The sequence below is a fragment of the Shewanella sp. SW1 genome, assembly GCF_025653545.1.
GTDB lineage: Bacteria > Pseudomonadota > Gammaproteobacteria > Enterobacterales > Shewanellaceae > Shewanella > Shewanella oncorhynchi.
In genome coordinates this window covers 20,514-35,714 of the sequence record NZ_JAKKSG010000020.1, presented here as the reverse complement: position 1 = coordinate 35,714, position 15,201 = coordinate 20,514, and the positions used below count along the sequence as shown (strand labels likewise).

Here is a 15,201-nt window from a genome sequence, read left to right as displayed (position 1 = left end):
TCGCGCGACGATCTAGATCACATTAATTTATCTGCGATTGTTAAGCCGAAGCATCCAAATAATGAAAAAAGCGCTGCCATAGACGCTTAAGGAAACAGCAACATGGCCTTGAAAGATGCAATGCCTTCAGTACTACTTGAAAATGTAGTCAGTTTAATTCACGCTAAAGTCCCTAATTCACAAGCCAAGCAAGTTGAACAGTTCGCCACCTGCCTTTATGCCCACATGTCGAAAGACGATCTCAATGCGCGTAATGACAGTGATTTATACGGTGCGGTTCTCAGTTTATGGAACGCCCTGAACAAAACACCAAAAGGTAACACTCATCTGAGAGTGTTCAATCCTAGCCAAGCCAAACACGGCTGGCAATCTACTCACTCGATCATTGAAGTTATCCAACCTGACATGCCATTCTTGGTCGATTCAGTTGGTATGGCATTGAATCGTATGGGGATTACTGCTCACATGATGTTGCACACTCCACTGGCGATTGAGCGTTCAGAAAGTGGTGTGACAAATGTTACTTATCTTAATAAGAGCCCTGAAAGCACTGAGCATGTCGCCGTATTTTTGATTGAAATTGACCGTCAAAGCAGCACGGTCGATATCAAAGCATTAGAGCGCGAAATTCAGTCTGTGCTTGCCGATGTCGCTTCATCAGTTAACGACTGGGAAGTCATGTCTGCCAAGTTGGCTGAGATGATCAAGGAATTGCCAAAACGTCCGTTCCCGGGCGATAAGCAAGAGTTAGAAGAAGCGATTAACTTCCTGACTTACTTGAATAATCATCACTTTACGCTACTAGGTTACCGTCAATACGATTTGAAGCGTGTCGAAGGTGACGTTGAGTTAGTGCCTAATATTGCCTCTAGTTTAGGTTTGATGAACAAGCACACTAAAGCGCAACCTGAGCAAGGTTTGTTGTTATCTAGCTTCTCCGATAGTGCCCGCAAAGAAGCCTTAGATCACAGCTTACTGATCCTCACTAAGAGCAGTGCTAAGAGCCGCGTGCATCGCCCAGCTTATGTCGATTATATTGGTATTAAGCGTTTCGATAAGAAAGGCAATGTGATTGGCGAAGATAGATTTATCGGTTTATATGCGTCAAACCTGTATAACCGCAGCCCACGTGAAATCCCGCTGCTGAATGAAAAAGTGCAGCGTGTGTTAGATCGTTCAGGCTTGACCCCACGTTCACACGACTATAAAGCCCTGCTAAACATCCTTGAGAATTTACCTCGTGACGAGCTAATTCAAGCCAATGTTGATGATTTATCGCACATGGCCCATGGCGTGTTAGAAATGCAAGACAGAGACAAGCTGAAACTCTTTGTACGCAAAGATGGCTTTGGCCGTTTCTTATCCTGTTTAGTGTACGTTTCTAAGGATCGTTACAACACTAAACTCCGCCAAGATACTCAACGTATTCTGGCCCAGCACTTTAACAGCAAAGAAGATGTAGAGTTTACGACTTATTTCTCCGAGTCGACGCTAGCCCGCACTCACTACATAGTCAAAGTTGATAACAATAATATGGATGTAGATGTGGCTGCCATAGAGAACAACTTAATAGAAGCGGCACGTTCGTGGGAAGATAAGTTAAGCACTGCGCTTAACAGTGCACTCGGCGAAGAAGCTGGCACTCATCTGACTAAGCGTTATTTCAATGCGTTTGAACAAAGCTATAAAGAAGACGTATTGCCAAGTTCTGCCGTCGTTGACATGCAACAGCTCGAAGCACTGGATGATGAACACAAGCTCGGCATGTTGTTCTATCAACCGCAGGAAGCGGCGCTGAACGACAACAAAGTGCGTTTAAAGCTATTCCATAAAGATGAGCCTATTCATCTATCTGACGTGTTGCCAATGCTCGAAAACTTTGGTCTGCGCGTGATCAACGAGCGTCCATATGAAGTCACGACTTCAGACGGTTCTACCTTCTGGATCTTAGACTTCTTGATGACAGTTAAAGTCGTCAACACAGATAACATCGCTGATAGCCAAGATAGATTCCAAACTGCACTGTCACAAGTGTGGCAAAAGAAGTTAGAAGATGATGGCTTCAACCGCATTATTCTGGCATCTGGTTTAACCGGCCGTGAAGTCTCTGTATTGCGCGCGTATGCGAAATACATGCGTCAAATCGATGCGACTTTCAGTCAGTCATATATTGAAGAAACCTTCGGTCGTTACCCACAAATCGCTGATTTGTTGGTGAAGATGTTCATCCGTAAATTTAACCCTAAACTGAAAACTCGTACTCTGGGCAAGTTTTTGGAGCAGATCAATTTACGTTTAGACGAAGTGTCTAGCTTAGATGATGACCGTATTATTCGTCGTTATTTAGACTTGATTAACGCCACTCTGCGTACCAACTTCTACCAACTGGATGCCAAAGGCGAATCTAAGAGTTATATCTCGTTTAAATTCATGCCTTCACTGATCCCTGAAATGCCACGTCCACTGCCGAAATTCGAAATATTCGTTTATTCGCCACGGGTTGAAGGTGTGCATTTACGTTACGGTAAAGTGGCTCGTGGTGGTCTGCGTTGGTCAGATCGCCGTGAAGACTTCCGTACCGAAGTATTAGGTTTGGTAAAAGCACAGCAAGTGAAAAACACTGTGATTGTGCCTGTGGGTGCTAAAGGTGGCTTTGTTTGTAAACAATTGCCAACGGAAGGCGGCCGTGAAGCTTTCTTCACCGAAGGTCAAGAATGTTACCGCATCTTTATCCGTGCCTTGCTCGATATTACCGATAACATTTTGAACGGTGAAATCGTCCATCCATTGGATGTGGTTCGTCACGATGAAGATGACCCATATTTAGTGGTAGCAGCCGATAAAGGCACAGCGACATTCTCTGATATCGCGAACTCGATTTCCCTCGAATACCGCTTCTGGCTCGGTGATGCATTCGCATCGGGTGGCAGCAACGGTTATGACCATAAGAAAATGGGTATCACGGCCAAAGGCGGCTGGGAATCGGTTAAGCGTCATTTCCGCGAAGTCGGTATTGATTGCCAAACCACAGACTTTACCTGTTTAGGTATAGGTGACATGGCGGGCGACGTATTCGGTAACGGTATGTTGTTGTCTAAGCACACTAAACTGGTTGCAGCCTTTAACCACATGCATATCTTTATCGATCCAAATCCGGATACGGCATTAAGTTATGATGAACGGGCGCGTTTATTCGCTCTGCCACGTTCAAGCTGGGAAGACTACAGCAGCAAGTTGATTTCTAAAGGTGGCGGTATTTTTCTCCGTTCATCTAAATCCATTCCATTATCGGCAGAGATGAAGCAAATGTTGGCCACAGAGAAAACCTCTATGACCCCAACTGAGCTGATGAAAGAACTGCTGAAAATGCCAGTGGATTTGATCTGGAACGGCGGTATCGGTACGTATGTGAAATCTTCACGGGAAACCCACGCTGAAGTCGGCGATCGTGCCAACGATGCTCTACGTGTCAACGGTGGCGAACTGCGCGCTAAGATAGTCGGCGAGGGTGGTAACTTAGGTTGTACTCAGTTAGGTCGTATTGAATATGCGTCTAATGGCGGTCGCATCAACACTGACTTCGTGGATAACGTTGGTGGTGTGGACTGTTCAGACAACGAAGTGAACATCAAGATTTTGCTGAACGCTATGGTGACTGAAGGTGAACTGACGCTTAAGCAGCGTAACCGTTTACTGGAAGAAATGACTGAAGAAGTCGGCCAAATCGTACTACAAGACTGTAAAGATCAAACTCGTACTATCTCTGTGACTCAAGTGCGCGGTGCTGAGCAGTTAAAAGAGCAGATCCGCTTTATCCAGTATCTGGAAAAAGAAGGCAAGTTAGACAGAGCGTTAGAGTTCTTACCGTCTGACGACGAGCTAGCTGAACGTTTAGCCAGTGGTCGTGCATTAACGCGCCCAGAGCTATCAGTATTGGTTGCCTATGCGAAGATGGTGCTGAAAGAGCAATTAGTGACCCCAGAAATCACTGAAGATACTCTGTTAAGCCAACTGCTTATCGCGTACTTCCCGAAAAAACTTCAGGAAAAATACAGCGACAAAATGGCAACCCATCCACTGCGTGGCGAAATCATTGCGACCTCACTCGCCAATGAACTCGTTAACGACATGGGCTTGAATTTTGTTCAACGTATGCAAGATGAGACTGGTGCCTCAGTTGCCGACGCGGCAATTTGTTACACTATGGCTCGCGAAGTATTTGGTTTAGCTGAATTAACTAAATCGATCACTGACTTAAACGGCATAGTTCCGGCTGTGGTTCAAGGTGAAATGCTGCATCAGTTACGCCGCAATATGCGTCGTGCTAGCCGCTGGTTCCTACGTCACCGTAACCGCTCTTGGAGCATCGAACAAACCGTTGCTTTCTTCAAACCGGTATTTGAACAAATTAAAGATAATGTTCATTTATATCTGGTTGAAGAAGAAGCGAAAGGTATCCAATCTGAGATCAATGCCTTGGTCAAAGAAAACGTACCACAAGCTGTGGCAACGATTGTGGCTAACATGAGCACCTTGTTCTCTGCCTTAGACATTGCCCAAATTGCGCAAACAGAAGATAAGACAGTGGCATTAGTGGCTGAAACTTACTTCAAACTCGGCGCCCGCGTTGAGCTGCATTGGTTCTTAGAACAGATCAGCGCTCAACCTGTAGCGAACCATTGGCAAGCACTGGCTCGTGCCGCCTTTAGGGAAGAGTTAGATTGGCAACAACGTGCATTAAGTTCAGTGGTCTTAAGAACCTGCAGTGCAACCTGTGATGCCGAAAGTGTGATTTCTCAGTGGATTGAGATAAATCAAGGCTTATTGGAAAGATGGTTCCATATGCTAGCTGACTTTAAAACGTCGCAAATTCATGAGTTTGCTAAGTTCTCTGTCGCCCTACGTGAACTTAACCTTCTGATCCTTCATTGCGAAGGCCAAAAGTAAACTTATTATAACAATCAGAAGCCCTGGCGATCGCCGGGGCTTTTTTTAGGTCGAGGAAAGTACATGTTTTATAAAATCGCACAGAAAGTCATGTTTCAGATGGATCCTGAGCGAGCTCACCATCTTGCTATAGGCAGTTTAAAAATGACCGCCAATAGCCCGTTAACGTGTCTATATGGACAAACGATTGCACCCGCTCCTGTCAGCTTTATGGGGTTGACCTTTCCTAACCCAGTGGGACTTGCTGCCGGTATGGACAAGGACGGCGAATCGATTGATGCCTTTCATGCGATGGGATTTGGTCATATTGAAGTGGGTACAGTTACCCCAAGACCACAGCCTGGTAACGATTTACCCCGTCTATTTAGATTAAAGCCTGCCAAAGGCATCATTAATCGCATGGGGTTTAATAATAAGGGTGTCGATAATCTGGTCAAAAATTTGATCGCTAAAAAGACCGATATTATGGTTGGCGTCAATATTGGCAAAAATAAAGACACGCCAGTAGAACAAGGTAAAGACGATTATTTGATCTGCATGGATAAAGTTTATCTCCATGCGGCTTATATTGCGGTGAATATTTCATCACCCAATACCCCAGGATTACGATCGCTACAATATGGCGATCTATTAGATGAATTATTGAGCGCAATTAAAACCAAGCAACTTGAGCTGGCCGAAAAGCATAAAAAATACGTGCCCATCGCGCTTAAAATTGCTCCAGATTTAACCATCGAAGAAATTGAAAATATCGCGCAAGCTTTGATTAAAAACAAATTTGATGGCGCAATTGCGACTAATACCACTTTAACGCGTGATGGTGTTAGCGGTCTTGCCAACGCCAATGAAAGCGGCGGCTTAAGCGGCAAACCCTTAACTGAGCTGTCTACTAAAGTGATTAAGCAATTGGCGATTTGTTTGAAAGGGCAGATCCCGATCATAGGTGTGGGCGGTATTAATAGCGCTGAAGATGCCTTAGCCAAATTTGATGCGGGCGCGACTATGGTTCAGATTTATTCAGGTTTTATTTATCAAGGTCCGAAGTTAATTAAAGAAATAGTGAATGCATACCGCTTGAAATAATGATCTTAGGATTAATATAACGATCTAAAATAAGATCTTATTCTTTAACAGCGATCTAAAACGATCCTTAGATCGCTGTTAAGATCTTACAATAGATCGACTAAGTAACTGTTAAATAATTTGTATTTTATTATTTTTATTTTGATATTGGATAAAATATCTACTATTATGTCCCAGTGTTCAAATATTGGGTCACCGTTATGTTATTAATGCCGCAAAAAGATTGGCAATGGAAATATAACGATTCGTATGGTGTATTAGGCGTATCGTTAGGTTCCGAGATAGAATTTCTGACGTCTTATAAAGCAAAATTACTCATTCCAGATGCCTTATCAAGCATGGAATTTAATATTGCGCACGCCAAATTCTATATGAACTTACTCGATAGATTGCCTAAAACCCTGTCTTTGTCCGATGCTGCTATTGTGCAAATCGCCCTCAATGCCACCGCAGCCCATTTTATGCTGACACCACAAATGCCTAAATCATGGTTTTTTGATACCAGTGATGTCTGTGTTTATAGCGATGTAGGTAAAGTCTTTGAGCTAAAATGCCAAAAGCAAAGAGTACTCGCCCTCGTGGTTGAAAATACCCTACAGTCCGCGCTAGTGATGTTATTGTCACCTGAATGTGTTTTGTCGGGCGCGAAAACTATGGTGCAGTTTGAAACCATCAAAGTGATGCATAATCGCTTACACCCACTGCGTGCACAGCGCCACGTGGTTGCGGCATAGCGTAGTTGTAGATCAATAGTCATTATTGGTTTTTGATATCTATTATTAGCCGATAATTCGCTTAAATCTCCATAGTATTAGTGCGCTATCCGTACTCTTTTCTGCTAAGAAAGCTTTTATCTAAAATTAGTCACGTGACTCTTCAACACCTTTCTATCGAATGCTACCCAACGATAATTTGTGAGTCTTATTACTCTAAACTCGGCTCAGCTTTTTCTATCAAATAGAAGGAGAGTGACGAGGCCAAGAAGTATGCAGAGCAGTTTGGTGAGCACAATATTCCGTCATGGATTGCCAGCATCATAAAGTGAACTGATTCCTTACTGATAATAAGCTCACTTGATCCACATAGATAGGTTTGCCATGGCATTGACTCACCGACACGCAGCCAGTCCATCCTTGGATGCTCGACCCTGTAGGATCCCCTCATAATTCATAACCCCAACAACCATGAGTTAATGAGAGTTCAGTTAGTTTCTTCGCAGCACAAAGCAAATTATCTGCTGATATGGGGTAATCATGCCGTCGCCGCAGCAGTTCTTTGCCCATCCTGATTGTTGATAGCACATTCCTTTTCTTTATCGTGTTTGCTTGGAAGTGCCGCTGTAATTGCTGTGTTTCCCCATATAATCCTACCCACCAAAATGCCAGTTGCACCAATAATGCTATTAATAGCAGTATATCCATTCTCGCCGCGTAACGTGTTCTGCTATGACGTAAACCAAAGCCATAAGCGGGACTTTTTAAATCTCTAAAGGTTTCTTCTATTTGCATCCGCTTTTGGTAGATATTGACCAGTTTTTGAGGCGGCATGGCTTCCATGGTCAAGTTAGTCACCAGTGCCCAAGGCTCTTTGGCGGTCAACTCATACATCCATTGCGCCGTATGGTGACAGTCTGTTGTCGTACTTCGCTGACCTTTTCTACCTTTACTTTGAGCTCTGAACAACACCATCTCGCATAACAAAGGTTTCTTTACCGATAACGCTACCCGCCCAACATGTTTTGCGCGTGGGGGTAAAGCGCTTTTAGTGAAAATTGGCGACCGAAAGGATGCGGCCGATAGACACTCAATCCTCTAACGCGACCCAGCCAATACCAACCGAGCTGCTCGACTTTTCGAAACCATGGATTACGAAAGCCCGCGTCAGTGACTATCAGCGGGGTGATGTTGTCAGGTAATACTTTTCTGAGTTCATTAAGAAACTGATTATGGGCGGTTTGAGTGCCTTGCAGCACTAACGGAAATGTTCGTTCGTAGAGCGTGATAGAGCGACCTTTGATAGCGATAGAGGCGCGTAGCGCAATAAGCTCACGACCTTCACGCATATCTGACCAATCCACCAATATTGTCGGCATCGTATGTGCTGTTAGCAACCACTTTGCATGCCACTGATAAACAGCCATTCTTTCATGGTGAAGATGCGGGTTGCCCAACAATCTATCCATGCGTTTTATTGAGTGCTTAGTATGAGTGCTGGTGCCATCAATGTGCCGCCCTAAATGCGTTAGGGTGAGGCAATCCGCGTTGATAAGTGCTCGGCAAGCAACCATGAGGGTATTGAGTCGCTTTTGATGGATTTCTGGACAATGTTGATAGAGAGATTGATGTAAGATAGTTAACACTTGCACCTTGAAGCCCTGTGATTGATGTTTGTTCGCACTTCCATCAGATCACACTTCAAGGTGCAAGTTCACTCCAATCTGATGATTTATATGTAAATCATCAGGGGATTCTTCAGTGCTCGACCGCCCCGTCCATGGGTCGGACGGTCGTCTCGCCAATCACCATGGCGCACCTTTTAGCATTTGCGTAGTCTATAGATTTGAAAGATTAGAGATTACATTTAACGGTGTTTTACTTTGATTTTTTAGTGTTGTCTGTGCAGCGCTAAAAGCAAAAATCTGTTGGTGTTCGGTCTTTTCGATGTATATAGCATTTATTATCAACAACTTATTTTTTGACAGCTTGAGACAATAGGTTTTGAAAACGCGCATGCGCGTTTTTCCTGATGGTATATCTAAACAAAAGCTGATAAGTTCCTTTTATTACAGTTAGTTAACCATGCGCGTTTTTACTGGTCTAATGAGGTAAACGCGCATGCGCACTATACAAAGTTAGGCTCTAGGTTCACGATATTTGAGTCTCATACAGAAACACTGAGTGCAGTAAAGGAGCACTTTAAATATGGTGGAGGACTTTACTGGAACCCAAAAATTCAGACCAGTGTAATCCTAGAAGTGACGGAAGCCTAACCAAGCTATGTAATTGACGTCAAAAAGTTACGTTCGCTTCACTTACTCCACTTTTTGCCGCAATTGATAGCGGCGTTATAAGCCAAATTGAACATGATAGATATATTGTTGTTTATTGTAGGAATCATAATCTACCTAGCCACGATTACATTTTTGGTTAAATTGCATAAATCTATGAATTTGCGCTTTGGATGGCCTAAACCACGTGGCATCGGCAACATTCTTATTTGCTACTTTATTTCTGCATTGTTCATCGTCACTGTTATCCCTATTGGAATATTTTTCCCGTTATGGCTAAACTCTGTCTTTCAAGCTATCCCTGACACAGAAAATACCAGAGTTTTTCTTTTGCTATCAGGTTGTATTGTTTTAGGTTATGTCATGTGGGCAAATTACAGGCATGAAAAATTGTTGTATTAATGTGGGATGCTTCTTATTAGAAATAGGAAGGCGAGTGACTGGGGAAGCAATGAAAATTAATATTAATTATTTTGTCGTCAGTTAGCTTTTAGTTAAGTAAATCATCTATCCAGTTACCGACAAATCCACCCATAAAAACGCCTGCTACTGCAGGCGTTTTGTTTATATTTATTCGTTTTGCTTTTACGCGCTAGAACCTTAAAAAGCGGATTATTTTTTAATCCATTTGCCTTTGGCATCTTGTACATAGTTGCCTTTATCTGTGGCGGCTATGGCTTTTTCACCGGCGAGTTTAGCGACGTCGGCGGGGGAGAGTTTGTTCTTCTTGGCGATGGTTTCGTAGTGGGCACGACGTTTGTTATTTACGTCGTCCATCACGGCTTTGGCTTCGGGATTGGCTTGCACTAATCCTAAGTAGCCGTTGGCTTGTTCGCCTAAATAACCCTGTGATTTAGCTTCTTGAAGTGACATGGCAAAGGCGCTTAGGCTTAAAAAGCTGAGGGTTAATAGCAATAATAACTTTGTTTTTAGTCGGATTGATTTCATGGTGATTCCTCAATTCTTAATTAATTAGAACAGCTTATCGTCTGACAGGAGTTGGTCTAATTCCTTATCTACTTTGATCCGTATCTCATGTTCAATTTTCACATTGAGATTGATAACGATAGGTTTATCCGGCGGTTCTATTTTGACTGTGGGCGTACAGCCCTGCAATGAGGCTAGGGCTACCAATGCGATAAGCGCGCTTCGGGTACCAATGCTAATTTGTTGTAATTGAATTATCTTCACTGAGGTTTCCTTGTTACTTCACTGATTTTTCGATTCTGTCCTGCAAGTCATTACCAATTTGCAGACTTCTAAATAATTGCAGCATGTTCTCTTCGTGGGAGTAATTCAAGTGGATAGGGCGTTCAATCCCTTCACCGCGGCCTTTCACTTCGACGAGTAGTTTAGCATCACCGGCTTGGTCCATATCAAAGCTGCTTGATAATTGGCTGTATTGTAAGTGTTCTAACGTCGAAAAGACAAAGTCTAGATACGGTTGGGATTGGCGCATCTGCTCAACGGCGGGGTTGCCCGAGATAGCGATGAGTCCTCCTGGTGCGCGCGCGGCTAATTGCCCGCCAGTGATCGATACTTTGCCGTTGATTAAATCGACGGGCAACACGCCATCGAATATGCCGTCGGCATAGATGCCAATTTGCGGTTGAATACGCAGGACCTCTTCTAGACTCATGGCCTGCAGCAGCAGATAGGCATGGGATTTATCCTGCAATTTAAGATTAAATTCTGGCAGCAGAAACTGGCCGCTGAGCACTTTGCCTTTGGCGGTCATGGAAACATCGGTGTCACTTAAGCCTGTGAGTTGTTGTATCCAATTGTCGGGCAATTTCTCGGCATCTTTGCCAAGGGCGATATCGGCTTCCACTTCGATATCGGTCAGTGGGAAGCCTGGATCAAATAAGTTAAAGGTCATCAGCGTCTGCGGGCAATTGAGCTTACTGAGGCTGCTAAAATAGCCTTTATCCTGTGGCTTGTTAGGAGACACTTTTTTATAAGATTGCCCCCAAGTGAACTCACATTGCGCTTGCAGTTTTCCCCCCTCAAAAATGATGTCTTTATAAAAGCCTTCAAGTTCTGTCATCGATTGAGTTATTTGCATGGCAAATTGGGTCTGATCGCGCTGTTGGGTTAAATTAAACTGCGCCTGTAATTGGTTATTACCTGTGACATTAAGCTCAGATGGTAAGGGTTGGGTTTGATTGAGCAAGGCTAGCGCCTCGGTCATGCTAGTGTTGACTACCCATTGGCCCGTTAACACTAAGGGATTGTTCGCGGTGGCAAGATTCAGCTTATGTTGGCTTTGCAGTTCAACTGTGCCCACTTGCCAGTGCTCATCACCAAAGAGCGTATTATTTTTCCAATCTAAGCTTTGTGCCAGCGTTAACTTGTCCAGCTTGAGTACGGTTTCTTTGCGGCTGCGGCCTTTGCTGCTGAGCTGTTTTTCGATATTAAGCTGACTTGCTTGCCATGCGAGTTGATTACGCCAAGTGGTAGCGCGTAGTGAGTCGAACAGCGCTTCGATATCGGGTTTAAGCTCAAATGACATGGCTTTTTGTAATGCAATCGAGAAACTGCCCGCATTCATATCGGTTTTCGTTATGATGCTAGTGCTAGCATTTTTATCCGCATTAGCCTCAGTGACTACATCATCTGTCACTAAAGTCTGTTTGGTCTGCGAAAAATACAGTTGCTCCAGTGCTAAGTTTAAAGGTGGTATGGCAAGGGTTAACCTGTTTGCGGTATCAGATGTGGGCACTGAGCTTTGCGCTGGACTGACTTTCTGAATGCTAGCGTTTTGAATACCAGAACTCTGAGTATGAGTGCTTTTCTGCGAGCTTATGTTCAGCGGCGCGAGGGCATTTATCGCGATACTACCAAGGCTAAACTCTGCATGTTTAGCCGCATTTTTATTTTGCGTGCTAATACGCTTAAGCTCACCCACGGCGAACTGTAGCGTGTTGCCTGTATTTTGTTTTATTGATTGTGTCAGTTCAGTCGATTCGGTAGCGGCAGTGATAAATTGCCAATCGGTTGAACTTGACGTCTGAACTAAGTTAAATGTGCCTGCTGTCGTTAACTGACTATTATTCCAGCTAAAATCCTGCGGAGGATTTGCCCACAATTCAGATAATTGCATTGAGCCTGTTTGTCTCGTACTAAGGCGCCAATCTGTTTTGAAGGACAGTGCTTTGGTTGATTTTGTGATTTCAACATTGGCCAAATCGACTTGGGTATCGAGCTTACTGCCTAAGGTCTTAAGCTTCACTCGAGGAAGTTTAATCGCAAGGGGATTAGCTAAGTGCACATCTTGCGGAATTTGAGTCAGCGGATAGTGCAGGGCTTCAGGCAATGTCAGTGCGATCCCCACAGGTGTATCTGTACTTTTGAGCCCCGATAGTAGCTTAGCGATTTGACTCGCTAGCGGATCAGGCACTTGCTCTGAAGCAGTCTTGGCTGCCGGATGGGTTAAAGATTGAGACGAAGGTTGAGTTAAAGGCTTAGCCAGCGACTTATCGAGTAGCTGCATCAATCGCTGTTGCTGCTCTGTATTTGGACTCAGCGCTAAGCTAAAGGGCTCTAGTTTTAGGTCAAGTTCAGCTAAATGCCCAGCAATCTTAAATGCGAGCTCAGGTTTTGGCGCAAGCTCGGGTTTAGGTGCAAGTTGCAGCGCAGCCAACTGATTAAAGGTCAGCTTTGGCTCGATTAACTGATGCTCACTGATAAGCTCGCCTGAGGTTAATGTGATACTGCTGTTGGATATCAATTGGCCTTGTAAATCAATCGCTAACGCTTGCCAATCTTTATCAAGCTCAGTTAACGGACTCAGTACACTGTCCTGCGCTTGCCTTAGGCTGATTTGATGCAAGCTTGCAAGCAGCGGCGCGAGCTGGATTTGACTCATGAGTTGCCATTTGTTGGTTTCGAGTGTGGCTTTAAGTATGGCGATGCTTTCGCCTGCATGGCTAAACTCGCTGTTGATTTCCCCTGCGCCGTTAAGGCTCAACTTATCCATTACCAAACGATAGGCGGGTAAATCATTATGGGTGTTGAGATGGTGGGAGTTGAGAATAAGGCTGGTTTTTCCGATATCGATGAGTGGTAGTGATTTGATATCTAAGGCCAATGCGGGGCCTTGTTCATCGATGGCATTCCGATTGGGTAAAAACAGTGATTGCCCTAACTCGACTTCAATATCACCTGTGGATATTTGGGTAATTTTTTGAGTGAGGTAAGAGGCTTGGCTGAACTGTTTAAGTTCGGCAAAACTCTGTGGCCAGTCAAGTTTTAGCTGAATATTCAAATCATTAAGCTTGATATGGCTATCATGCACCCTCAGATTGGCAGAAGTAATTCGCCAATGTTCTAACTGACTTTTCCCTAATTCAATGTCAATCAGTTCGCTGTCCATACCTGTGAGGGCAAAATTTGCCGCCCGTATGATGAGTTGTTCAGCCTGGGTATTCACAATCCAAACAGTTAACGCCACGCCCGCCAAGATGCCCGTTAAGCTGGTCGCCAATAAGGTTTTTTTTAGGGGGAATTTACGGCGATTTTGCGCAGCAACATGAGTATCCGTTCCAAAACCTAAAGCACCACTGCGAGGGCCTGCGGATATCTGCGTTGCCTCGTGCTGAAGTGCCTTGCTATCGGAGGCATTGCCACGGCTTGGCTTGTTGTGGATTGGCATTGGGTTTGATATTTATCCTTATTGACTGAGCCCTGATCAAACTCGTGCCTTAGCAGTGCACAAATACACGAATGTGTATATTTCATCGGCACTTTTACTTCGGAGCGGCTACATCGGAGCTCTTATATCGCGCACGAGCACCTGAGGCAGTTTAACACTCAAGGGCTTAGCTGACTAATGTGAAAGGATCATTGAATAGACAAGAGCCTGATGTCAATAGTTGAGGTTTTACAGACTCTTGTACTTAATCTGTCATTCGGGCTAGCTAACTTTTAGTTAACTCACCCTTGGTGAGTGAATTGCGGCTAGCTAAATATCTGGGCGGCGATCACCACAATTCCGCAAAGTGTGGCGAGCATTAAGGCTAACTTGCCGCCCGCAACCCGATAACCCATCGGCATATTGGCAGCGTCTCGCATCTGTCGTTGTGTCCACACCATGGCCACAGGTAAAAAGATGGCGAGGATCACCAGCGCAATCGCCGCGTAACCCAGCGCTGTGATAAAACCTTGAGGGTAGAAGAGGGCAAAACCTAAGGGCGGTAAAAAGGTGATAGCCGCGGTTAAGCTGCGACCTGTTGCATTATCTTCTTGCCTTAAGCTTGAGGCCATAAAATCGAACAAACCTAAACTCACCCCTAAAAACGAAGTCGCAAGGGCGAGATCGGCAAATAGACTTATAGCGCTACTTAAGTATTCACTGTGCAGCACACTTGCCAGTTGATTGATAAAGCTCGATAAACTCTGGTTTTCGAGCAATTGACTTTGGTTCAATACGCCTTGACTGCCCAGTTGCCACAAAAGGTAAATAACTAATGGCAAAGCCGAGCCAAACAACATGATCCTTCGCAGGGCTTTGACTTCAACGCCCAAGTAGCGCACCACTGAGGGAATCGAACCGTGAAAACCAAAGGAGGTAAAAATCACCGGAATAGCCGTGATAATCAGCCCTTGGTTGAGCGGGAGTTCGAGCAAATGTGGGCTTTCAACCTGCGGCAGTAACAAGGCCAACATAAGCAATAATGCCAATAGCTTAAGGGCAAATAAACCGCGATTGATGAGATCCACACAGTGGGTTCCCATGCCCACAATGGCGCCAACCAGCAGGGTGAATAGGATTGCACCCGCCTGCGGTGGCAAATTTAGTCCTAGCCAAGTGCTCAGTTTTTGGTTCACTTGCTCGCCGCCGCCAGCAATGTAGGCGGCGCAGAGGGCGTACAGTAAAAACATCAGGGCGCTATTGGCGATCAACTGGCCCTTACGACCCAATAAGCGTTGCGCTAAGTGATTAAGGCTGGCATCGCTGGGGGCGAATTGATGGATTTCCACCATAAGCAGTGCCGTGTAGGCCATCAGCGCCCATAGGATGAGCATAATGGCGGAGGAGGTGCCAAAACCGAGTCCCGCCGAAGCGATAGGCAAAGCCAACATGCCCGCGCCGATTGTGGTGCCGGCGATAAGCAGTAAACTGCCGAAAATTTTATTCTGTGTCATAACATGATCTCAAAAGC

7 protein-coding genes and 1 pseudogene are annotated in these 15,201 nt (G+C 44.7%); 3 read left to right on the top strand and 5 right to left on the bottom strand.

Annotation, left to right across the window (positions count from 1 at the left end):
* Positions 1 to 102 precede the first annotated feature (102 nt).
* The 3 genes from L5M71_RS17315 (at position 103) to L5M71_RS17305 (ending at position 6,764) form a co-directional block, all read left to right on the top strand.
* A complete protein-coding gene (locus L5M71_RS17315; RefSeq protein WP_028759769.1) occupies positions 103 to 4,947 on the top strand; it encodes an NAD-glutamate dehydrogenase in 4,845 nt (1,614 codons plus the stop codon).
* Between the two features lie 63 nt (positions 4,948 to 5,010).
* A complete protein-coding gene (gene pyrD / locus L5M71_RS17310; RefSeq protein ID WP_263207796.1) occupies positions 5,011 to 6,030 on the top strand; it encodes a quinone-dependent dihydroorotate dehydrogenase in 1,020 nt (339 codons plus the stop codon).
* Positions 6,031 to 6,230: 200 nt separating this feature from the next.
* Positions 6,231 to 6,764, top strand: coding sequence for a cell division protein ZapC (locus tag L5M71_RS17305; RefSeq protein ID WP_105252649.1), 534 nt, complete (start codon positions 6,231 to 6,233; stop codon positions 6,762 to 6,764).
* A 426-nt stretch (positions 6,765 to 7,190) separates the two neighbouring features.
* On the opposite strand, the pseudogene L5M71_RS17300 reads toward L5M71_RS17305, so the two are convergent.
* The 5 genes and pseudogenes from L5M71_RS17300 to L5M71_RS17280 all read right to left on the bottom strand — a co-directional run bounded on the left by L5M71_RS17300 (position 7,191) and on the right by L5M71_RS17280 (position 15,184).
* Positions 7,191 to 8,395 (bottom strand): annotated as a pseudogene (locus tag L5M71_RS17300) (IS4 family transposase).
* A 1,254-nt stretch (positions 8,396 to 9,649) separates the two neighbouring features.
* Positions 9,650 to 9,985 carry a YdbL family protein gene (locus tag L5M71_RS17295; protein WP_106650697.1) on the bottom strand — a complete coding sequence of 112 codons (336 nt, stop codon included), beginning with the start codon at positions 9,983 to 9,985 and terminating at the stop codon, positions 9,650 to 9,652.
* Between the two features lie 24 nt (positions 9,986 to 10,009).
* Positions 10,010 to 10,228 carry a YnbE family lipoprotein gene (locus L5M71_RS17290; RefSeq protein ID WP_028759774.1) on the bottom strand — a complete coding sequence of 73 codons (219 nt, stop codon included), beginning with the start codon at positions 10,226 to 10,228 and terminating at the stop codon, positions 10,010 to 10,012.
* 13 nt (positions 10,229 to 10,241) lie between these two features.
* Positions 10,242 to 13,691 carry a YdbH domain-containing protein gene (locus L5M71_RS17285; protein ID WP_263207794.1) on the bottom strand — a complete coding sequence of 1,150 codons (3,450 nt, stop codon included), beginning with the start codon at positions 13,689 to 13,691 and terminating at the stop codon, positions 10,242 to 10,244.
* A gap of 305 nt (positions 13,692 to 13,996) precedes the next feature.
* Entirely contained in the window at positions 13,997 to 15,184 is a 1,188-nt protein-coding gene (locus tag L5M71_RS17280; RefSeq protein WP_263207792.1) for an aromatic amino acid transport family protein, read from the bottom strand.
* Positions 15,185 to 15,201 lie beyond the last annotated feature (17 nt).

Excerpts from the sequence above, each read along its gene's own strand:
- L5M71_RS17280 (WP_263207792.1), bottom strand. The coding sequence starts at position 15,184 with ATGACACAGAATAAAATTTTCGGCAGTTTACTGCTTATCGCCGGCACC.
- L5M71_RS17305 (WP_105252649.1), top strand. The coding sequence starts at position 6,231 with ATGTTATTAATGCCGCAAAAAGATTGGCAATGGAAATATAACGATTCG.
- L5M71_RS17285 (WP_263207794.1), bottom strand. The coding sequence starts at position 13,691 with ATGCCAATCCACAACAAGCCAAGCCGTGGCAATGCCTCCGATAGCAAG.
- L5M71_RS17295 (WP_106650697.1), bottom strand. The coding sequence starts at position 9,985 with ATGAAATCAATCCGACTAAAAACAAAGTTATTATTGCTATTAACCCTC.
- pyrD (WP_263207796.1), top strand. The coding sequence starts at position 5,011 with ATGTTTTATAAAATCGCACAGAAAGTCATGTTTCAGATGGATCCTGAG.
- L5M71_RS17315 (WP_028759769.1), top strand. The coding sequence starts at position 103 with ATGGCCTTGAAAGATGCAATGCCTTCAGTACTACTTGAAAATGTAGTC.